At 50.4% G+C, this 21191-nt stretch carries 21 protein-coding genes; 7 read left to right on the top strand and 14 right to left on the bottom strand.

Annotation, left to right across the window (positions count from 1 at the left end; genetic code table 11):
- Nucleotides 1-2: 2 nt before the first annotated feature.
- Genes RIC29_09800 through RIC29_09790 form a run of 3 tightly spaced genes read right to left on the bottom strand, consistent with a single transcriptional unit; the run spans nucleotide 3 to nucleotide 2128 of the window.
- Nucleotides 3-926 carry a polyprenyl synthetase family protein gene (locus RIC29_09800; protein ID MEQ8735206.1) on the bottom strand — a complete coding sequence of 308 codons (924 nt, stop codon included), beginning with the start codon at nucleotides 924-926 and terminating at the stop codon, nucleotides 3-5.
- The gene (locus tag RIC29_09795; protein ID MEQ8735205.1) at nucleotides 923-1171 is read right to left on the bottom strand and encodes an exodeoxyribonuclease VII small subunit; all 249 of its coding nucleotides are present in this window, start codon (nucleotides 1169-1171) and stop codon (nucleotides 923-925) included. The genes RIC29_09800 and RIC29_09795 overlap by 4 nt, the downstream gene beginning before the upstream one ends.
- A gap of 27 nt (nucleotides 1172-1198) precedes the next feature.
- Nucleotides 1199-2128: a histone deacetylase family protein gene (locus tag RIC29_09790; protein MEQ8735204.1), complete on the bottom strand. Its 930-nt coding sequence runs from the start codon at nucleotides 2126-2128 to the stop codon at nucleotides 1199-1201.
- A gap of 123 nt (nucleotides 2129-2251) precedes the next feature.
- Here RIC29_09790 and RIC29_09785 point away from each other — a divergent pair, with 123 nt between their 5' ends.
- Nucleotides 2252-2557, top strand: coding sequence for a metalloregulator ArsR/SmtB family transcription factor (locus tag RIC29_09785; protein MEQ8735203.1), 306 nt, complete (start codon nucleotides 2252-2254; stop codon nucleotides 2555-2557).
- A gap of 52 nt (nucleotides 2558-2609) precedes the next feature.
- Here RIC29_09785 and RIC29_09780 read toward each other — a convergent pair whose 3' ends face one another.
- Nucleotides 2610-3482 carry an MBL fold metallo-hydrolase gene (locus RIC29_09780; GenBank protein ID MEQ8735202.1) on the bottom strand — a complete coding sequence of 291 codons (873 nt, stop codon included), beginning with the start codon at nucleotides 3480-3482 and terminating at the stop codon, nucleotides 2610-2612.
- Nucleotides 3483-3591: 109 nt separating this feature from the next.
- Here RIC29_09780 and RIC29_09775 point away from each other — a divergent pair, with 109 nt between their 5' ends.
- Entirely contained in the window at nucleotides 3592-4527 is a 936-nt protein-coding gene (locus RIC29_09775; GenBank protein ID MEQ8735201.1) for an ROK family protein, read from the top strand.
- Nucleotides 4528-4531: 4 nt separating this feature from the next.
- Here RIC29_09775 and RIC29_09770 read toward each other — a convergent pair whose 3' ends face one another.
- Nucleotides 4532-5359, bottom strand: a complete 828-nt coding sequence (locus RIC29_09770) for a DUF1849 family protein (protein ID MEQ8735200.1) — start codon at nucleotides 5357-5359, stop codon at nucleotides 4532-4534.
- Nucleotides 5360-5681: 322 nt separating this feature from the next.
- On the opposite strand from RIC29_09770, the gene RIC29_09765 reads away from it, so the two are divergent.
- The gene (locus RIC29_09765; protein ID MEQ8735199.1) at nucleotides 5682-6404 is read left to right on the top strand and encodes a GGDEF domain-containing protein; all 723 of its coding nucleotides are present in this window, start codon (nucleotides 5682-5684) and stop codon (nucleotides 6402-6404) included.
- Between the two features lie 100 nt (nucleotides 6405-6504).
- Nucleotides 6505-7113 carry a hypothetical protein gene (locus tag RIC29_09760; protein MEQ8735198.1) on the top strand — a complete coding sequence of 203 codons (609 nt, stop codon included), beginning with the start codon at nucleotides 6505-6507 and terminating at the stop codon, nucleotides 7111-7113.
- A 22-nt stretch (nucleotides 7114-7135) separates the two neighbouring features.
- On the opposite strand, the gene aspS is transcribed toward RIC29_09760, so the two are convergent.
- A complete protein-coding gene (aspS, locus tag RIC29_09755) occupies nucleotides 7136-8947 on the bottom strand; it encodes an aspartate--tRNA ligase (protein ID MEQ8735197.1) in 1812 nt (603 codons plus the stop codon).
- Nucleotides 8948-9119: 172 nt separating this feature from the next.
- Between aspS and rnd the strand changes: the two genes are divergently transcribed.
- Nucleotides 9120-10271: a ribonuclease D gene (rnd, locus tag RIC29_09750; protein ID MEQ8735196.1), complete on the top strand. Its 1152-nt coding sequence runs from the start codon at nucleotides 9120-9122 to the stop codon at nucleotides 10269-10271.
- Between the two features lie 5 nt (nucleotides 10272-10276).
- On the opposite strand, the gene RIC29_09745 is transcribed toward rnd, so the two are convergent.
- Nucleotides 10277-11785, bottom strand: coding sequence for a Ppx/GppA family phosphatase (locus tag RIC29_09745; GenBank protein MEQ8735195.1), 1509 nt, complete (start codon nucleotides 11783-11785; stop codon nucleotides 10277-10279).
- Nucleotides 11786-11816: 31 nt separating this feature from the next.
- Entirely contained in the window at nucleotides 11817-13955 is a 2139-nt protein-coding gene (locus RIC29_09740; GenBank protein ID MEQ8735194.1) for an RNA degradosome polyphosphate kinase, read from the bottom strand.
- 199 nt (nucleotides 13956-14154) lie between these two features.
- Between RIC29_09740 and RIC29_09735 the strand changes: the two genes are divergently transcribed.
- Nucleotides 14155-14691, top strand: a complete 537-nt coding sequence (locus RIC29_09735) for a histidine phosphatase family protein (GenBank protein MEQ8735193.1) — start codon at nucleotides 14155-14157, stop codon at nucleotides 14689-14691.
- Between the two features lie 10 nt (nucleotides 14692-14701).
- Here RIC29_09735 and RIC29_09730 read toward each other — a convergent pair whose 3' ends face one another.
- Both RIC29_09730 and RIC29_09725 read right to left on the bottom strand, forming a co-directional pair.
- The gene (locus RIC29_09730) at nucleotides 14702-15388 is read right to left on the bottom strand and encodes a DnaA/Hda family protein (protein ID MEQ8735192.1); all 687 of its coding nucleotides are present in this window, start codon (nucleotides 15386-15388) and stop codon (nucleotides 14702-14704) included.
- 23 nt (nucleotides 15389-15411) lie between these two features.
- Nucleotides 15412-16737: a DUF2066 domain-containing protein gene (locus RIC29_09725; GenBank protein ID MEQ8735191.1), complete on the bottom strand. Its 1326-nt coding sequence runs from the start codon at nucleotides 16735-16737 to the stop codon at nucleotides 15412-15414.
- Here RIC29_09725 and purM point away from each other — a divergent pair.
- Nucleotides 16697-17830 carry a phosphoribosylformylglycinamidine cyclo-ligase gene (gene purM, locus RIC29_09720; protein ID MEQ8735190.1) on the top strand — a complete coding sequence of 378 codons (1134 nt, stop codon included), beginning with the start codon at nucleotides 16697-16699 and terminating at the stop codon, nucleotides 17828-17830. The two genes, RIC29_09725 and purM, sit on opposite strands and share 41 nt — an antisense overlap.
- A gap of 56 nt (nucleotides 17831-17886) precedes the next feature.
- Here the strand turns inward: purM and purN are convergent, their stop codons facing one another.
- The 4 genes from purN to RIC29_09700 form a co-directional block, all read right to left on the bottom strand.
- Complete coding sequence (gene purN / locus RIC29_09715; protein MEQ8735189.1) at nucleotides 17887-18510, bottom strand: phosphoribosylglycinamide formyltransferase; 624 nt, start codon at nucleotides 18508-18510, stop codon at nucleotides 17887-17889.
- A 32-nt stretch (nucleotides 18511-18542) separates the two neighbouring features.
- Nucleotides 18543-18965, bottom strand: coding sequence for a nucleoside-diphosphate kinase (gene ndk / locus RIC29_09710; protein ID MEQ8735188.1), 423 nt, complete (start codon nucleotides 18963-18965; stop codon nucleotides 18543-18545).
- 138 nt (nucleotides 18966-19103) lie between these two features.
- Nucleotides 19104-19556: a DNA polymerase III subunit chi gene (locus RIC29_09705; protein ID MEQ8735187.1), complete on the bottom strand. Its 453-nt coding sequence runs from the start codon at nucleotides 19554-19556 to the stop codon at nucleotides 19104-19106.
- A 30-nt stretch (nucleotides 19557-19586) separates the two neighbouring features.
- Entirely contained in the window at nucleotides 19587-21137 is a 1551-nt protein-coding gene (locus RIC29_09700; GenBank protein ID MEQ8735186.1) for a DegQ family serine endoprotease, read from the bottom strand.
- Nucleotides 21138-21191: the final 54 nt, after the last annotated feature.

Below are 21191 nucleotides of genomic sequence, written 5' to 3'. Positions count from 1 at the left end.
ACCTAAGACCGCCGCGCGACGGTAAATGCTGCTGCGGCCCTCAAAGAGGCTGCGGCTTCACCAAATGTGTGAAGAGTTGCAACCGCTTGATCAACCAAGGTTTTCCCATGATCCCTAGCACGTTCAACACCATACAGGGAAACAAAAGTGGCCTTACCGGCGGCACGATCCTTGCCTGTCGCCTTCCCCATGTCGGCCTCAGAGGCTTCTAAATCAAGTAGATCATCTGCAATCTGGAAAGCCGCACCAAGCAACTGACCAAACCCTAACAGAGCCTCTATTTGATGGGAGTCAGCGTGCCCCAATAGCCCGCCCATCTGACAACCAACCGCGAGCAACCGGCCTGTCTTCATAGCTTGAAGATGCTTCACCTCATCTTCAGTGAGGTCTGTGGTTTCAGCAATCAAATCGAGCATTTGCCCACCGACCATGCCGCGTGCCCCCGCCGCTTGGGCTAATGCTGCAATTGTGGCCGCACGGACCGTATCATCAGGATGTGTCTTAGGGTCACTCAACACGGCAAATGCCTCCGTCAACAAGGCGTCACCCGCCAAGATTGCGGTCGCCTCATCAAAAGCCCGATGGCAGGTTGGCTGACCTCGTCGCAAGTCGTCATCGTCCATCGCAGGAAGGTCGTCGTGGATCAGCGAATAGCAATGCACCATCTCAAGCGCTGCCCCCACCCGCACACTTTGTGCGCGTGGCACGGAAAATAAATCTGCACTGGAAACGACCAAAAAAGGGCGTAGACGTTTGCCGCCATTCAGAGTGCTGTAGCGCATGGCTTCAACAACACGCCGCTCTTTTCCCTCGGGTAAAGTCAAAATGTCATCAAGGCAGTCGTTTGTGGCATCAGCGATTGCGGACAGCTGCTCTGGAAAAGAACAGGTGGGCTCAATCGTTGCAGAAGCACCAGACGGAATCATTCGGACTCCATGCTTTCCAATTTGATGGCGTCATCAAGACCGGTGATTTTTTCAATTTTCATGCGAGCATCGGACAACTTATTTTCACAATGCCGCTTCAACAGGGCTCCCCGCTCATAATGCTTAACGGCTTCATCGAGTTTCACTTGCCCGGCCTCAAGGTCACGCACGATTTTCTCCAACTGACTCAAGGCGTCTTCAAAATTAAGGTCCGCGATCTCTTTAGGAATTTTAGTTTCAGCCATACTAGAATCTCTCTTGTGAAGTACTCATCAGCCAGACATTAGCGCCAAAACATGCGCCGCTGCGCTGGAGCCAAGGGCAGACAAGTTATAGCCGCCCTCTAATGTAGAGACCACCCGTCCGTCAGCATGTTGTGCCGCAACAGACAAAATTCTTTCGGTTACCCAGGTAAAGTCATCTTCGATGAGCCCCATATGAGACAGAGGATCGTCTTTATGGGCATCAAAGCCGGCAGAAATAAGCACCAAATCAGGCGCGAAGGCGTCCAATGCTGGCAAAATATGCTTTTCGTATGCAGCTCGAAACGCAGCCCCCTCCGTCCCTGGCGGTAGGGGCGCATTAACCACATTGTTATACCCACCCTTTTCATCTGACGCCCCAGTTCCCGGGAAATGAGGGTATTGATGGGAAGATGCAAAAAACAGATCAGGATCATCCCAGAAAATGTCTTGCGTGCCATTGCCGTGATGTACATCAAAATCAACCACAGCTATTTTAGCCACCGCGTAAGCCTCTCTGGCGTATAGAGCTGCAACAGCGATATTGTTCACAAAACAAAAGCCCATTGGGCGCTCTCGTTCGGCATGATGCCCAGGAGGGCGAACAGCACAAAACACGTTCTGGGCCTCACCGGTCATGACTGCGTCAACAGCAGTCACCAACGCCCCGGCTCCCATGCGAATGGCTTTCCCTGTCCCAGGTGACATCACGGTGTCACCATCTATATGACGAAAGCCTTCATCCGGTGCAGCAGCGAGGATCGCATCAACGATTTTTGCCGTGTGGGGAGCCGCCATCTGAGCCTCTGTTGCGGGTCGAGCTGGCAGACGGCGCAGGTTAGTAAAGGCTTCGCCCTCTAACGCAGCCGTAACACTGCGCAGCCTGTTAGCGCTCTCCGGATGCCCCGGACCAGTATCGTGATCAAGAAAACTGACGTCTGTTATGAGGGTTGTTGTCATTAATAAGCACCTTAAATCAAGGTCTTAGTTTACCTTGACGCTCATGGGTCGCAAGTCGTGTCCGACCGTTTTCATATGCGGATAAGAGCGCTATTGTTAAATTGGAAACGGGGAGCTCCAAAGTTGGCCGAAGACTTTAGTCCACTCGAACAAGACGCGGAAGATACCTGTGCGGTGCTGCGGGCCATCGGCAACCCCCATAGACTGATGATCCTCTGTCGGTTGAGTCAGCGAGAGCACACGGTGAGAGAGCTTGAAGCCGTCGTCGGCCTCGGGCAATCAGCCGTATCCCAACATCTCGCCCGTTTAAGACGTGACAACCTCGTGATCACCCGGCGAGATGCCCAAACAATCTTTTACTCTATAGAAAGCAGACGGATTACAGGCCTTCTGAGCGCGCTCACGGCGGTCATGTGCGACAAGACTTAAGCTCTATGGATTAAAGACGAAAATTTAGTGCTAGCCTTAAGCAGCGGTATACTTAAACCACGTTAAGCGGCAGCTTGAGATAAGATACCCCGTTTGATTCAGGCTTTGGCATTTCCCCCGCTTGAATATTGACTTGAACGGAGGGCAACAAAAGCACGGGCATAGCAAGGTTGGCATCACGCTCTGTGCGCATCTTCACAAACTGCTGCTCAGTAACACCCTCTTTCACATGCTTATTGTTTGCTGTCTGCTCTGCGACTGTAGTTTCCCAGGCATAAGGCCGGCCATCAGGACCATAATCGTGACAGACAAACAGTCTTGTCTGTGGCGGCAAAGATAAGATGCGCTGAATCGACTGATACATGACAGCCGCGTCTCCGCCAGGAAAGTCGCACCGCGCCGTGCCATAATCGGGCATGAACAACGTATCACCGACAAAGGCGGCATCGCCAACCAAGTATGTCATACAAGCTGGCGTATGACCGGGGGTGTGCCAGGCTGTGACCTTAAGGCTTCCAGCCTCAAGCTTTTCGCCGTCCTTCAGCAGTCGATCAAACTGAGACCCATCGGTTTCGAAGTCGGACGACAGATTATAAATTTTACCGAATTCGCCTTGAATCTCTGTGATCTCGGAGCCGATCGCAACCCCCGCACCCAACTTGGCTTTTAGGTAAGACCCAGCGGACAGGTGATCTGCATGGGCATGGGTTTCGAGCACCCATGCAACGTCTAAATTCTCCTCGGACACGACCTGCATAATACGGTCGGCATTTTCGGTCGTGGTACGGCCTGCGCTCACCTCGAAATCGAGTACCGGATCGATGATAATAGCCTTCTGCCCATCAGGCTCGCGAACCAAATACGTGACCGTAAACGTCTTTTCATCAAAAAACGCCGTGACATGCGGGGATGAGTCAGTCTTCATTGAACTGCCTAGAAATTTAATCTTTATACAATGCTAGCTGAGCCAGGCGTTTGAAGCCATCTATAAAGGTCGTGTCTAGAAGAATTGAGGAGACGTACGAGGCAAGGTTATGACCATAAGACTAGGCATTGATTTAGGTGGCACGAAGATCGAGCTGATCGCACTTGATCACAAAGGAACCGTGCGTCACAAGCACCGCGTTCCAACACCGGCAGGCGATTATCACGGCACAATTGCCGCAATAAGGGGCTTGGTTGCGGAAGCAGAATCCAGATTATTACTACCCTCCGAAGAAAAACTCAGGGTCGGGATCGGCATTCCCGGCACGCTATCAAAGTCCACAGGGGTAATTAAGAATGCAAACTCAACCTGCCTGATTGGGCACCCTCTGGATCGCGACTTACAAGCGGCTCTAGGTCGTCCTGTTCGTCTCGCCAACGACGCCGACTGCTTTGCGTTATCGGAAGCCACAGACGGCGCTGGGGCAACTTACGCAAACATATTCGGTGTCATTTTAGGAACGGGTGTTGGCGGTGGCTTAGTGATTAACAAGCGTGTGGTCAGCGGCCCTAATGGCATCACCGGCGAGTGGGGGCACAATTCACTGCCATGGCCCGACCCAATTCTGGACGAAACACCGGGGCGTGATTGCTACTGTGGCCGTGCAGGCTGCATTGAAACATTTTTATCTGGACCAGGGTTTGCCTTAGATGCTGACCATGGCCGTGGCATATTTACGGATTGGTCAGCAGAGCAAATTGCACAGGCGGCAGAAACCGGAAATATTCAGGCGCTTAAGGCTTTAGACCGATACATACACCGCTTAGCCAAAAGCTTGGCCTTGGTCATCAACATTATAGATCCGGACGCCATTGTTCTTGGCGGAGGGCTCTCTAAAATTCAGCCGTTATACGAGCGCGTTCCAGAATCTTGGATAGAGTTTGTGTTCTCCGACACAGTGGCGACACGTCTGCTCCCACCGCAGCACGGAGACGCAAGCGGTGTGAGAGGCGCAGCGTGGCTTTGGCCCCTCAATGAGGGATAGAGGACTAATCCTCGCACGCACCCGCCCTTTGCAAATCAATCAGGCGGGTCAGAACCGTATAATCTCCCAAGTTCTGGTCGATAAAGCCAACAATTCCACCCTCATAGATTTCTACACGGAGTTCTTGAGAGGGCAACTCATTCGAGCTGGCTGTAGGATAATATGCAAGTTGGGCCGGCCACGGCGGACTTGAAAGCAGTCCATCTGGATCACGGACATTCCCTATTTCTGAGCCTCTGCGACCGATAACAGCAGAGATTCGGTTTGGTCCATCTTCAAGCAGGCCATCGGCAACAACACGGCTGACAAAAGAGCCACCCGCCTGTGCTTGTTCAAGCACTTCAGCGATGAACGTTAGAGATAGCTGTGCATCCTGCTTGATATTAAAAACTTGATTTTGATCAGCCTTTTCTCGCGCTTCGGGGCGAACGTAGGTCATTGTGCCGTCCTGTGCCCTAATATCAACGCCACCGTTGTAGGAATCTACAATTCGGTCATCCGAAGTAATCTGCATTTCAAACGTGGACGACGTGCCGTCTTTCGCTTCGTAAGAGGCAAAGGACTGGCGAAGCGTTGACTGCCGACCATTGCGGTTCAAAATCGCGACATCAAGAGAGGAGTCCTGCTCAAAACCATCGCAGACATCTTTCACCACATAGACCATGGTGCCAGACAACCCAGCAGGCGCATTTTGGCCGGTCGCCCTGCCCAGGCTGACTTCGTAAATGGCTGCATGCGGCGTAACCTGAGCCCCGAAGACCTCAACAATGCCGAACCCAAATACAACGCACACGGTCGTGAGTCGTACAATTATAGTTTTGAGGATATACAATTTTTCAATCCAAACGGTGAAATGGGATAACTCGTTTTACTGACTCTTCCGCCTGCAGCCAATCTATTAGGCCACTTTCACCAAAACCGGCCCTCTCCACAACAAAATTATAACATATTGATTTATATTGATTTTTTAGACTAAAATAGAATATGTTTAATGTTCAGCTCGAGCTTTTCAGAGTCCCCAAACCATAAGCAACTCGGCCTAAGCTTCGTATTATTCTACACCACCCACACGAACGGTTGACTGGAGCAGCGGCTGCGAAGACGATACAGCTTGTAGCGAGGCAGGCCCGCTGCACTTTTGGATATTAATACGCATGTCAGAAAGTCAAAAAGCACAATTGGAACTGGTAAAAAATATGCCAGACCATCACAGCTTAGAGGACAAATTGTCAAAATTTGTGCGGTTTGCGGAAACCGTCGAGCCTGCCGCGGTGGAGTCAGCCGCAGTCGAAAAAATAACCAAACTTGCTCAGTCCCTCGTGGCAGAAATCTCTGACGCGCTTAAGGCACAGGATAAACGTATTGCTGAACTTGAAGCTTTGGCAACCACAGACGAACTCACGCAGCTTCTAAATCGCCGTGGTTTTGAGCAACAGCTTGAGCATGAACTCTCTATTGCACGTCGTCATGGTGTTGGTGGCGTTATGATCTTTGTCGATCTTGATGAATTCAAGCCAATCAACGACACTTATGGTCATGCTGCAGGCGATGAAGTGTTGAAAGCCGCGTCGACGATTTTACAGGCACAGATTCGCGACACGGATTATGTCGGGCGACTTGGCGGCGATGAGTTTGCCATTCTGCTTCCCCGTTCAAATAAGCGAAATGGTGTTAGACGCGCAGAAGAGTTAGATAAAAAACTCAACAACGCCTACGCCTCTTGGAATGACATGCAGATTCCAATTAAAGCAAGTTGTGGCATTCACATGTACACGTCTCGCGCTGAAATTGGTGAATTGCTCGCTAGCGCAGACAAAGCCATGTATAAAATTAAGATGGAGCGCAAAGCGAAAAAGGGCATTATCCCTCGCACCTAGCTCGATCTGCGACCGCGTTTTCAGTTCTTTTTGTTAACACTTCGTTTTTGTGTTGCCCCTAAACTAATTCGGCCATTACACCAGATTTGGATACCTCGCCATGAGCAGAGGATTGTTTGCTTTTATATTGTCCGGTGCCATCGCAGCCCTCATCGCAGCGGTCGTTTTTGGACCCAACTGGACGGGCTTACTAAGCACGTCTGATACAGCTGTTGAAGACTCTAGCTTTACTCCTGCAGAAATCGAGAAAATGATAGCGGATTGGCCAATCGCGCTTGCAGAAGTCGACACAGCTCTTGTTGAGTACCGCAAAATAGGCGGCAGTCGTGCTGGAGAAAGAGCCATACGACGAGGCGTGCAGGCAAATGTATTCCAGAGACAGCAATGGCCGAACGGCAGAGGTGAATACCTAATCAGCTACTTTTTTATGCTACGCAACTCGATCTTGAAATATTCCGATCAGCACAGCGCTTTGGGGTATTTTATGGAACACTACGAGCAGAACGATGCGGTAAGTCCCGAACTCAGAGAGCTACAGATTTCACAAATCCAAACCATGCTCAATCAGATTGATGATGCTCCAGACCTTCTAGAATACCCCCCTGGAGATGTAGAACTGATGGTGCGGTACTTTGATCGGTTTCACGAAATGCTGGTCAGCTATGGTCGCCCGTCTGGCTATACGACATCCTCACAAACCAGCCGCTAATTTCATCAATCTCTCCAACAACTTAGCCTGAGACCTTCTCTGAACTGCCTTTCTCGATCTCCTTCGGGAGATCAATCTTGATGTGCAATTCTTTAAGCTGTTTATCACTCACCACGTTTGGCGCCTGCATCATCAAGTCTTCAGCCTGGTTGTTCATGGGGAACAGGGTGACTTCACGAATATTCGGCGTGTCAGCCAACAGCATTACGATACGGTCAATACCAGGTGCTGCACCACCGTGCGGCGGTGCGCCATATTTAAACGCATTGAACATGCCACCGAAGCGCTCTTCAATTACGCTTTCTTCATAGCCGGCAATAGAGAAGGCTTTAACCATAATGTCAGGCCGATGGTTCCGGATCGCTCCCGAGCAGAGTTCAACTCCGTTACACACAATGTCGTACTGGTAAGCTAAGACATCAAGAGGATCAGAGGCTTGTAATCCTTCAAGGCCACCTTGCGGCATTGAAAACGGGTTGTGGCTAAAGTCAATCTGGCCCGTGGCTTCATCCCGCTCGTACATGGGATAATCGACGATCCAGCAAAGATCGAAACGATCCTTGGCTAAGAGATCCAGTTCATCACAAACCTTGGTGCGCACTAGCCCAGCGAATTTTTCAGCAACGGAAGGTTTATCGCAAACGAAGAACACACTGTCGCCAAGCCCGACACCAACGGCATCGCGAATTGCAGCCACGCGGCTTTCATCCAAGTTCTTTGCAATTGGTCCCTTCGCGCCACCGTCGGCTTCGTAGACGATGTAACCAAGACCACCTGCGCCCTCGCTTCTCGCCCAGTCATTCAACTTGTCGAAATAGCTGCGTGGCTGGCCAGCAGAGCCGGGGGCAGGAATCGCCCGCACAATCGCGCCCTTCTCAATATTCTTTGCAAACAAACCAAATGTCGATCCAGCGAAGTGTTCTGTGACATCCGTAATCAACAAAGGATTGCGCAGATCAGGTTTGTCACTGCCGTACTTAAGCATAGCTTCTGCGTAGGGAATACGTGGCCATTCGTCAGACGTGACGGCGCGACCATTGGCAAACTCATGAAAAATACCACCAATGACGGGCTCAATCGCCGCAAACACATCATCTTGCGTGACAAAAGCCATTTCAAGATCAAGTTGATAAAACTCACCGGGGGAGCGATCAGCCCGACCGTCTTCATCACGAAAGCATGGCGCGATTTGGAAGTAACGGTCAAATCCGGAAACCATGACCAGTTGCTTAAAAATCTGTGGGGCCTGGGGAAGCGCATAGAAACGTCCTGGATGGAGACGCGATGGCACCAAGAAGTCACGCGCGCCCTCGGGCGAAGATGCCGTCAGGATGGGAGTCTGAAATTCAATAAAGCCAGACTCCGTCATGCGGCGCCTGATGCTGGAAATGACTTGGGACCGCAAGATAATGTTATCGCGCATTTGTTCGCGACGCAGGTCCAGATAGCGGTATTTGAGCCTTAACTCCTCGGGGTAATCGTTGTCCCCATAGACTTGAATAGGCAGAGTATCTGTTTGCGATAGAACTTCAACGGCCTCAACCTGAAGCTCTACCTTGCCGGTTGGCAAACGTTCGTTGACCGTATCTTCGGTGCGTTCAACAACTTTACCGGTAATACACAGCACTGTCTCTGAACGTGCGCCATCAATCAGCGCAAACACAGAGCTGGACGTATCCACAACGCATTGGGTCAGCCCAAATTGGTCTCTGAGATCAATAAACACCAAGTTTCCGTGGTCACGCTTGCGATGGACCCAACCGGAAATACGGGCCTCTTGACCAGCGTCTTCTAGGCGCAAAGCGCCACAATTGTGCGTTCTATAACGGTGCATGACCGGTTCCCCATGGCGGAATGAATGAGCCCCTGCATAAAGCGGAGGGAGCGGGTCGAGAAACCACACCGAACTAGCGCGTTTGTCAAGGTTTTGGGGCCTTTTAGGAAAAGAATAGGTGGAGTCACTCTGGTGGTTGCAGCGAGGGGGCAGAATCGATAAGAACGCTTGTATGGATTTAATCACAACGACTGCGGACCTTTCCGCCCTTTGTCAGCGCTTATCGTCTGAAGAGTTTGTGACCGTCGATACCGAGTTTCACCGGGAAACCACGTACTGGCCGCTATTGTGCCTGGTTCAGGTCGGAGGACCGGATGAAGCCCATTGCATTGATCCGTTGGCTGAAGGCATTGACCTCGGCCCCCTGTACGATCTTTTCCGCAACGAGAATGTGGTTAAGGTTTTTCATGCCGCACGCCAAGATTTAGAAATTTTCTACCACAAAGCAGATCTCATCCCGGCTCCCCTGTTCGACAGCCAAGTCGCTGCGATGGTCTGTGGTTTCGGCGACTCTGTTGGATACGAAACGCTCGTGTCCAAACTCACCAGTGCACGGATTGACAAAAGCCAGAGATTTACAGACTGGTCACGGCGCCCTCTCTCAGAAAAACAGGTGGAGTATGCCTTAGCCGATGTTGTGCATCTTCGAGACGTGTACGTGCATTTAAAAGCTCAGCTTGAGTCCAGCGAACGTTCAGCTTGGGTTTCTGAGGAAATGAAAATCCTGACCAATCCCGAAACTTACGATCTGACCCCCGAAGACTCATGGCGACGTCTAAAGTCTCGAGAAAAAAAGCCCCGCTTTCTAGCCATTTTGAAAGAGGTTGCCGCGTGGCGCGAGCGCACGGCGCAGGAGCAAAACACACCGCGACGTCGCGTCATTAAAGATGATGCCTTGATAGAACTCGCATCTCTCAAACCAAAAGATGAAAACGCTCTTGGTCAAACACGACTGTCAAAACATCTTGCGCGCAGCAAACACGCCCGCAGCGTCTTGGCAGCAATTAAGCGCGGCATAGAAATGCCGGACTCTGACTGCCCAAAGCTTCCGCGCGCTCCTGATAAACCCTCCGGTCTAGGTCCTGTAATCGATTTGTTAAAGGTCTTATTAAAAGCCCGCTGCGAAACCAATGACGTCGCATTAAAACTGGTCGCTACGGTTGACGATCTGGAAAAGATCGCCATTGATGATGATGCAGACGTGCCTGCCCTCAGAGGGTGGCGGAGACAGTTATTTGGCGAGGATGCCATTAAGTTGAAGCATGGCCAATTGGCCTTATCACTCTCAAAAAGTGGTAAAACAGTAGACGTTGTTGAACGTTAGACGTTTTACAGCAGCTCAATATTATCGTTGAGACCGAGATGATTGGCCAGCCGCGACAGGCGCTTCGGGTAAGAACCGCTGCCAAATGAAGGATCGTCGGCTGGCAGCGTCAGAACTATTGTCGTCTCACCAACATCAAGTTTTGTTTTTGGCAATATGCCTGGCATTCCTCCGGATAGAGAATACGCTAGGCGCAAACCCAGACCAATGGTCCTCACCCGATGTATGCGACTATCATCCAGCATGGCATGGGCCTGCTCAATGGCCTCCGAGGTATCATCGCTGCGATAACGGTAAAACATGGCAAGTGCCAAACCAGCGCGGTCTTCGTGCTCCAGGCCCATAAACGGCAATCTCAACACGCGCAGGAATGCCTGTTCTGCGCGGTAGTCCGGATGTTCAGCCCAACAAACATCTCGCAGCAAACAGGCTGCCAAACGTAGCTTGGACTGTGCCGGTGTTTCGCCTGGGAAAAGAGAGTCGAGCCACGTGAAAGCCTCATGCCCCGTCTTCGGGTCTCGGCCGGCGCCGCGGCTCAGTTCCTCAGCTGCGCTAATCAGAGGGTCAGTCACTTTTATTTTCTCGGGCAGATCTTTGTAAAACTGACCTTCACGCATGCCATATATGGAAAAAACCAACTTCTCTGGTCGGCTAATTTCCAGGAGTCTTTGCAGAACCATTGCGGCTAACGGCAAGGTAACAAGGCGGGCCTTATCAATGCTACGAATCTTATCAAGCGTTTGGGGGCTGAGGTTCGAAATGAGTTCGAAAACCGAAATGGCCTGCTGCCGGGTCAAGGTGAAATTATCCAGGACATGCAGCGGATAATTCATGTGGGCTATACAGACCCGCGCCAAAGCACGCCAAGCGCCACCAACGGCATAGAGCGATCTACCTTTGGTACTGGAAATCCAGGACTCTGCAGCAAAATAATGGTTAGCGATCTCTTCGGCTTTATCAATATTTTGATTTGAGGACGCAGACAATCTCAGAGTGCCAAGAGGCAGCGTCGCATGGTTGGAAAACTCGCCATTGTGAACGTCGACCAATTCCAAGCTACCGCCGCCAAGATCAGCCACAATGCCATCAGCATCAGGAATTCCACACAGGACGCCTAAACCGGCACGCTTGGCTTCCTGCTTTCCAGAAAGAACTTTAATGACAAGACCTATCTCTTTTTTAACCGTATCGACAAAGTCTTGCCCGTCTTCAGCATCCCGCAACGCTGCCGTCCCAAGAGCATCTAGCTGAACCAGGCCCATTTCTGTCGCAAGAACTTTGAATCGCCTTAAAGCGCGGAATGCTTTATCGATACCTTCCGGATGTAATCGACCGGTCGCTTCAATATCTCGACCTAAACCACAGGTAGATTTTTCGTTGTAGATAGGAACGGGCGTTCTCATAACGCCGCTATACACCACCAGTCGAACCGAGTTCGACCCGATATCGATGACGCCAATAGGCCGATGTCGTAACGCTAATGTCGTGCTGTCGGTTGGCACACGATCTCTCACACCAAAATCTTAAGGTGCGCTGATAGCAGGTTTAACGCCGGCTTGGAACCAGTTTGGGCACCAAAGCCTTCGCTTGATCTATTGAAGTCCCCTGGCCGGACAAACTCGGATTGTTCATGAAGTACTCATGAGCCCCAAACGGCGAAGATTCTGGCTGATCACGACAGAATCTGCCATCCGATAAAAGAGTCCAGCTTTGAACATTGTCATTAATGTTCGCAACCATAATCTGATCCAGAACCTGCTGATGTACAGTATGGTTTTCAATTGGGACGAAGGTCTCCACGCGATTTATCAAGTTGCGTGTCATCCAATCGGCAGAGGAAATGAAAACCTTTGCCTTACGAGAGGGAACTGGATGGCCATTACCGAAGACAAAAATGCGCGAGTGCTCAAGAAAGCGACCGACAATACTTTTGACATGAATATTTTCTGAGAGACCGCGAACACCAGGGCGCAAACAACAAATACCGCGAACAATCAGTTCTATCTGCACGCCAGCCTGAGAGGCCAAGTACAGTTGATCGATTATTGCAGGATCAACCAGCGAATTCATCTTCGCCCATATAGTTGCGGGGCGTCCCGCCTGCGCATGCTCAATTTCTTTTGCGATGAGGTTTTCAATTTTTTCTTTAAGACCAATTGGGGCAATTGAAAGCTTTTCCAAGGAGTCTGGTCGCGCATAGCCGGTCATAAAATTGAACGCCCGGTTAGCGTCGCGGCACAAGGCCGGATCACATGTGAAGAATGACAGATCCGTGTAAATCTTGGCGGTAACCGGGTGATAATTACCCGTGCCAAAGTGAACATAGGAATTTAGTGCGTTGCCTTCGCGCCGCGTAACCAAAGATATCTTGGCATGTGTTTTTAGATCAACAAACCCATAAACGACGTTTGCTCCAGAGCGCTCAAGGTCACGCGCCCAGCGGATATTGGCTTCTTCATCAAACCGCGCCTTGAGTTCAACCATAGCTGTGACCGATTTCCCCGCCTCAGCGGCTTCAATCAGCGCCTGAACAATCGGAGAGTCCTTGCTGGTACGATACAACGTTTGCTTGATGGAGACCACATTTGGGTCTCTGGCCGCCTGACGCAAGAACTGAACAACCGCATCAAAAGATTCGTAAGGATGATGGACAAGAATGTCTTTTTTACGGATAGCGGCAAAGCTATCTCCGCCAAAATCGCGAATACGTTCTGGAAAACGCGCATTGTAAGGTGTGAATTCCAGATCAGAGCGCTCACCCGTAATCAACTGACTGATATCCGCCAAGCCAATCATGCCATCAATGCGAAACATATCATTCGCTGAGGTTTCCAGTTCATCACAAATCAGTTGAACCTGATCTTCTGGCATAGACGCACTGACCTTGAGGCGAATGCAACTGCCTTTGCGGCGGCGCTTGAGAGCCGTCTCAAAGCTCTGAACAAGGTCTTGCGCTTCCTCATCAATTTCCATCTCGCTGTCACGAATAACCCTAAACACGCCAGATTGAATCACCTTGTACCCCGGGAAAAGCCGATCAACGAACAGCATGATAGCGTCTTCAAGTGTGATAAACCGCATCCGCCGCCCACGTAGACGAATAAGACGGTTAACTTGTGAGGGCATGGGAACCAGCGCACGCATGGCTTCACCATTGTCAATGCGAACCAGCTGCAGAATGAGAGATAAGCCAAGATTAGGAATAAATGGAAACGGATGTGCCGGATCAATCGCCAACGGTGTGAGAACCGGAAAAATGTGATCCATGAAGCGCCCACGCAGCCATGTCTTATCCGTTTCATTCAGTTCATTTGAGGTAACAACGTGGATATCCTCTTTATCCAAATCAGCCTGTAAACTCTCCCAGCACTCATCCTGACGTTTAAGCACTTCTCTAACCGCGGCATTGATGCGGGTGAGTTGTTCGTCTGGCGTTAAGCCATCAGCACTGCGTTGGGTAATCCCTGCGCGCACTTGCCCTTTAAGGCCAGCCACACGAACCATATAGAATTCGTCCAGGTTGGACGCTGATATAGAGAGAAACCGAACACGCTCTAAAAGCGGATGGTTTTTGTTCTGGGCTTCTTCCAGCACACGCGTGTTAAATGATAACCATGACAGCTCTCGATTAATAAAACGGTCACTACTGCTCATAGTGATTTCTGTAGCCTTCGGATTATCCATAGCTGGTGCTGTGTCTTGCGAACTCACGCATAGCTTCCTTAAAATTTGGGAATTGGGTTGATTGCAAACCCTGCATTAGGGAAACGCAAATTATCGGAAAACCCAATATGACCAGAGCGAATTTCACGAAACTGCAATCAAATCTAACACAATAATTGTATCATGGTGCATATCTTCATGTCGAATAATAGGCTGATACATGCCCTTAACTCTATTACTTTTGCGCCATGCTAAATCAGATTGGTCAGAAAATACCAGTACAGACCATGAGCGACCGTTATCTGATCGTGGTGTGCGCAATGCAATGACAATAGCCAATTACCTAGAGTCCAAAAGCCTCAAGCCTGACATAATTTTATGCTCAACAGCGCTTCGGACCCGCCAAACGGCTGATGCCGTATTATCTATCTGGCCTGAAGTAGAGATCAAATATCACAAGCAGCTCTACCTCGCTTCTACACAGGATGCACTTGACCTATTGCGCCAACAAGACCCAGCCCAACGCGTGTTGATGGTGGGGCATAACCCAACAACTGAGGATCTCTTGCGTATGCTGGTGGACTCTTCATTGCCGCAACACAAAAGCCTCAAAGACGCTTACGCGAAATATCCAACAGGAGGGCTTTCACAGTTGGCGTTTACAGCCGCGGATTGGAGCCGTTTGAAATCGTCCTCCGCCCAACTGATACGTTTCGTCAAACCTAAGAATCTGGAGCGCGACGAAGAGACTCAGTAAAGCTTTAGCTTTACTCCTGGTCAAAATCTATTGCTTTGGTGTTAAGCACTTCGCGCACAAAGGGAACGCTGATTTTTCGATTTTTCGCCAGAGATTCTCGGTCAATAAAATCTACAAAAGTCAGAATGGCAGAGAACGTCCGGGGAATGCGCTTGTGTACGAACTCGATCACGTCTGGACCGACGTCGACCTGACGATCTCTAAACACTTTGATTAAGACTGCTGACATCGTTGCATCGTCCGGTGCCTGCATGGCAACAAGAGGCATTCCAGCCAAGCGTGACTTTAAGTCAGGCAACTTAACAGGCCATCTAGAGGGTGGTGTCAGCCCTACAATCAGAAAATGCTTACCGAGCTCTCGGACCGCATTAAACAAATGAAACAATGAGGGCTCGTTCACAATTGCCTCAGCCCCATCCCAGACCAGAGCAGCGTGAGCCTTGACCAAACTAAGCGGATTCGCGTTTTCAATTTCGTCGACATTTAAAAAATAAGCGTTCGCTTTAGCCGAAAAAACGGCTGCCAGATGAGACTTACCACAGCCTGACGGGCCATGAAGACCAACGACAGGGGCTGGCCAATTCGGCCAGCTATCAATCCAGCTTACAGCTTCACGATTAGCCTCGGTGATCAGAAAATCGGCACGACCGAGCGCTGGTCTATGACCAAGTTCTAGGGGTATTTGTTGTGGCGCCACTAGATTTACCTAGAAAGCTATAGTCAGGGTGATCGGGAGGGCTGACTATTACTGAACAGCCCAGACGGATATGGCTCAGGGGGTGCACTTAATACCTGGCTCTCATTCACAAGACCAGTCGAACCACCAGCTGGCACAGGCGTTAGAGGCGATGCCGGTAAAGCACCGATCGTTTGAATGGTATCTAACACAGCGGATCGGTCTTCGATAACCCAAGCTCCGTCTTGCCATAAAAACCTGAGATCACTTTGCGCCATCGCCAACTTGAGCTGGTTTTCATCTCCCAAGTAATACAAAGTAACCTGTGCGCGATCCCTCGTTATGGCCTGTAAATCATATCGGTCAATAGACGGCACGCGCTCAAGACGTTCGCGCACAGTTAACCAATCTTCAAGCCGTTTAAGTGGAACAAGCGCCGTAATCTGACCGGTGACATCGAATTGAAGCATCGTGTCGAGTTTCCATTCGTCTTCAATCAGAACGCTCGCTCGAATGGCCGCCGCTTTGAACAACTCGCTCCACGTTTGACCTCCCGAGGCCGCAATATCAAACTGTCTCTCGGCCCCAGACCGAGAAAAATAAAGGCTAACGCGAACTGATTCAGCCCCAAGAGTTCCAATCAAAGAGGCTTTGGCGATCACTGCATTATCCGCGTCATATCTAGCAGCCCATGTCACTAAGCGGTCTGTATCCCGAGCAACAACATCTTCGGGTCGAAGCCCTGTCAGATCCTCCAAATCACCATACGGCAATTGCAGCGGCGCAAGCCCCTCAAGTTGAGGTACCTGCGACCAAGCATCTAACCATGGATTTTCAGACCAAATGACCGGCTCAGATACGATTGATTCTTGATAAAGCGGCACAACCACGATGGGCTTGCTTACGGTCTCTGCGAATGGCACTGAGTTAGTTCTTAAAACTGTTCGCACGCTATCTGGCTTAAACCGAACCAGTATAGTTGCGATATACTTTCGCGCCGTCGTTTTCTCGTTAGCGACCGAAAAATCTTGAACTAAATCGATTATATCTCGCTCTGATAAACTGGGTATATTGGCTTGATAACGCAGCGGAACCAGGCGCTTAAATAGGCGGCTGAGGGCCTCAACTTGGCCTCGCTGCAAACCTTCGGTCCGAGCTTCTGTTGTTGTTCGAGCCGTCACATCTACAGCAACATCACTAATAGTAAACACATCAGATTGAGCGTTTGCGGGCCCAGCCGTGAACGGAACAGCAAAACACGCTGCGAAAACTGCAAAACACCACAACCAAAAAGTAACGCAGCCCGTTGCAACGGTGCCGACTTTAGCTATGGTACGACTTCTTTTAACCCGTAGATGTGAGGCTGACATTTCTAAGTCCTCTCAGGCCGATGACCGCCAGACAAATGGTTTAACCTACAAAGACGCCGGGGTCGATATTGACGCGGGCAATGCCTTGGTTGAAGCCATTAAACCCCTTGCTAAATCGACCATGCGCAGCGGTGCTGATTCGGCATTGGGCGGCTTTGGTGGCCTTTTCGATCTTAAAGCAAGTGGCTACAAAGATCCTGTTCTTGTCGCAGGTAATGACGGAGTCGGCACAAAACTGCTGATTGCTATAGACGCTGGCCAGCACAACACCGTTGGAATCGATTTGGTTGCCATGTGTGTAAACGATTTGGTGGTACAAGGCGCGGAACCTCTGTTCTTTCTTGACTACTTTGCGACCGGAAAGCTCTCCGTCGAAGATGCCACCGCCATAATTGCTGGTATCGCCACCGGCTGCCGAGAAGCAGGATGTGCCTTGATTGGCGGTGAAACAGCAGAAATGCCTGGTCTATATGGCGAAAATGAGTATGACTTGGCTGGATTTTCCGTTGGTGCTGTCGAACGGGATCAAATCTTACCCCGTAATATTGCCGAAGGTGATGCCGTTATCGGCCTGCCTTCAAGCGGTTTCCATTCCAATGGATATTCCCTGATTCGCAAAATCGTTTCAGTGGCCGGGTTTTCATACAGCAGTACGGCACCTTTCGACGTCTCCATAACGCTCGGAGAAGCGCTGCTGACCCCGACCCGTATTTATATCAAGCCCTGCCTTGCTTTGGTTCGGAATGAATTAGTAAACGGATTCGCTCATATTACCGGTGGCGGCCTGACAGAAAATATACCACGCGTGCTGCCAGATGACCTAGCCGTGACAATTGATACTTCGGCCTTTGAGCTTCCGCCTATGATGAGGTGGCTTGCTGACACTGGTGGCTTATCGACCATGGAGATGGCCCGTACATTTAACTGCGGGATTGGAATGGTTGTATTGGTCTCAGCTAAAAATGAGAACGCTGCTCTTGAAACCCTGCAACAAAATGGGGAAAAGCCCATAAAACTGGGACACGTCATAGCCCGCGAAGGTAGCGAACAGGTTCAACTGAAAAATGTTGAAGCCACATGGGGTCTAAAGTAGCTCGGGTCTAAAGTAGCGCCCGCATAGAATTACGGCTGGCAATTAGTAAAAAAGCCCTAACTTAAGGCGTCTAAGTCGATTTCTCCGGCGACAATCCGCACCAAGGTCTCTGAAAGAAACTTATGTTCTTTCGCAAGAACCCGTGCCGCCAAGTCCTCTGCCGTATCATCCGAGAAAACTGGGACTTTAGTCTGATCAACGATAGCACCCGTATCATACGCACCATCAACCAGATGCACGGTAATACCAGATTCGCGCTCTCCGGCAGCGATCACAGCCTCGTGGACTTTACCGCCATACATGCCCTGCCCACCATATTTTGGCAGAAGGGACGGATGAATATTAACGATACGATTGTGATACGCCGAGAGAACCTTGGGTCCAATTTTACGCATATACCCAGCCAGAATGATAAGGTCGACACGCGCCTCTTTCAGGGCTGAGAGGTGAGCGTTGTCTAAGGCGTCTTCAGACCCTTCCGTCTTTGGGCTAAGATGGATGTGAGGCAAAGCCTTTTCTGCAGCCCAAGCCAGAGCAGGGCTATTTCGGTTGTTGCTGATCAATAGAACAGGATCAGCCTGTAACGTTCCGTGAACACATGCAGAAACTACCGCGCGCATGTTGCTCCCGCGGTGAGAAACGAAAAAACCGAGGCGCGGGCGATTAGGTAGCGGCGCCATCGGTTTCTCCTGCAACAGGTTTGATAAATTAACTAACCGACGATTTCGTCAGCTTCAAAGAAGTAAGCGATTTCAATCGCTGCATTCTCAGGTGAGTCTGATCCATGTACAGAATTGGCTTCAATGCTCTCTGCCAAAGTTTTTCGAATTGTGCCCTCCGCAGCGTCAGCCGGGTTGGTGGCGCCCATAATTTCTCTGTTGCGGGCAACGGCGTTTTCACCCTCAAGAACCTGAACGACAACAGGTCCAGAGGTCATGAAGTCGCAAAGATCGTTGAAGAAAGGGCGTTCTTTATGAACGGCATAAAAACCTTCAGCAGCAGCACGATCAAGTTTGACCCGCTTTTGGGCGATAACGCGCAAGCCACCCTCTTCCAGCATGGAAACAACCTTGCCGGTCAGATTGCGGCGGGTGGCGTCGGGTTTAATAATCGAAAAAGTGCGTTCTAGAGCCATTATATAATCATCCGTTTGAATTAGTGGTTGTGGGTAATGATGCCTCTGAGCCTATCCAGGCTGAATACGTTATCAAAGTCGGGCGGTTTATAGACAACGGGTGACCCAGAGGCAACAGAAGTACTGCGATTCGAGACCCTAGGCTTGGGCCTTCTCTTCCCAGCCCCCTTGCTCGGTTTGTTGCCAATAATGAAGCTCATACCCGCTGCCACGCGCCTCTTGCCAGCGGTTACGGGCAAGGCTTACGGCGTCTTCGTCGTTCCCATCAAACATATCGAGGCACCGCTCATAACTGTTCAAGGTCTCCGCTGACATACTATCTGTGAGCACCAAAATGGACGCACGGTTTGGATTTTCAGGATGCTCTGTCACCCAAATCGGCTGATCTTGTGGTTGTCCATCCTTGACCGTGCCGTTCGCCAACCAGGAATTAGGATCAAAGGTCCATAACGCGTTGCTGAGACTCTCGACCCTTTCCTCAGAGCCCGCCAGGACCACAGCACGGTGGCCGTTCTGGCGGACTTTTTGGAGTATTTTGGGTAAGGCCTTCTCTAAGGGCCATTTTTGCAGGTGATAGAAGTCAATTCTCATACTTCGGGCACCACAGTGTTTATAGGTCTATTAGCTCTCGCCGATCCTAACCGGTATCAGCCGGAAATCTTGGCCGGACTGAATACGAAGCAATACGACAGAGCGGTCTTTACTCTTTGCTTCCGCAATCACTTTTTCAGCTTGATCCGCCGTTTCAACCGGGGTCTGCTGGACTTCTGCAATGATATCTCCTCTGCGAAGGCCCTTTTTAGCAGCATCACTGTCACCATCGACATCAACAATCACCAGACCGTTGATCTCATCCGGCAGCTCGTATTGCGATCTTACAGCTGATGTCAGTTCTGCAACTGTAACCCCAAGCTCACGAATTTGCTTGCTATCGGGGCGACCATCTGACGACCCGCGATCACCGCGTGAGGCAACCTGAACCGCTTCTTCTTCGAGTTCACCAATAAGCACATTGAGTGTTCGCTCTTTACCACCACGCCAAACAGTCATTTTTACGCGCTTGTCGATATCGGTTTCGGCAACAATCAAAGGCAACTGGCGCATTTCTTCAACGGGTTTGCCATCAAAGGTTAGAATAACATCGCTGGGTTCAACCCCTGCTTTGGCTGCTGGACTATCTTCAACAGCTTCTGCAACCAACGCACCACGGGCTTTGTCGAGACCAAGGCTCTCAGCAATTTCCGGCGTCACAGTTTGAATTTTCACGCCCAACCAGCCCCGACGTGTCCGCCCGAACTCATTGAGGTCGCCAATGACTGATTTGGCAAGATTGGAGGGGGATGCAAAACCGATCCCGACACTGGCACCGGTCGGCGAAAAGATCGCTGTATTGATGCCGATAACTTCGCCCTTCATATTGATCAGAGGGCCACCAGAGTTGCCGCGGTTAATCGCTGCATCGGTTTGAATATAATCATCGTAGGCGTTGCCGTTGCTGAGTTGGCGAGACCGCGCAGAGATGATCCCTGCTGTCACAGTTACGCCAATACCGAACGGGTTACCAATGGCAACGGACCAATCACCTACACGCATATCATCTGAGTCGCCCCACTTAATTGTCGGCAACGGCTTATCTGCTTCAACTTTAAGTAAAGCCAAATCAACTTTTGGGTCACGGCCAATCAACTCAGCTTTCAGGATAGTGTTATCCGCAAGAATAACCGTGATTTCGTCTGCGTCTTCGATGACGTGATTATTCGTCACGATTAGGCCGTCAGCCTCAATGATAAAACCAGAGCCTAATGACGACGCGCGCCGCGTCGGACGATCACTATCGCCCTGGCCATCTTGGTTTGGCTGAAGCTGGTCTCCGAACTGTTCAAGAAAATCCTTAAACATGTCTTCCAGCGGCCCGCCTCGTGGCATTTGCGGCAAGCTACGGGAGTTTCCACGACGCTGTTCAATAAGCTGTGTTGTAGAAATATTAACAACCGCTGGGATGATGTCCTCAACAACGTCGGCAAAAGAGTCTGGTGTCGATGCTGACTGAGCAGGTGCTGAAAAAACAAACAGCGTGAGGGCCAACAAGGCCAACAACAACGAACCACCGAGCGGGGACATATGTTGTTTTTTTACATTTAAAGTTTTGGAAATACTGGTCGTCCGGGCCATTCCGGGCCTCCTTTAGTTCTAGGTGACTGTCCCCACCGTCAATGGAATACATCT

The organism is Rhodospirillaceae bacterium, from assembly GCA_040219235.1.
Lineage (GTDB): Bacteria > Pseudomonadota > Alphaproteobacteria > Rhodospirillales > Rhodospirillaceae > WLXB01.
Note: the sequence above shows the minus strand (reverse complement) of the source record. Positions and strands in the feature narration are given on the sequence as shown.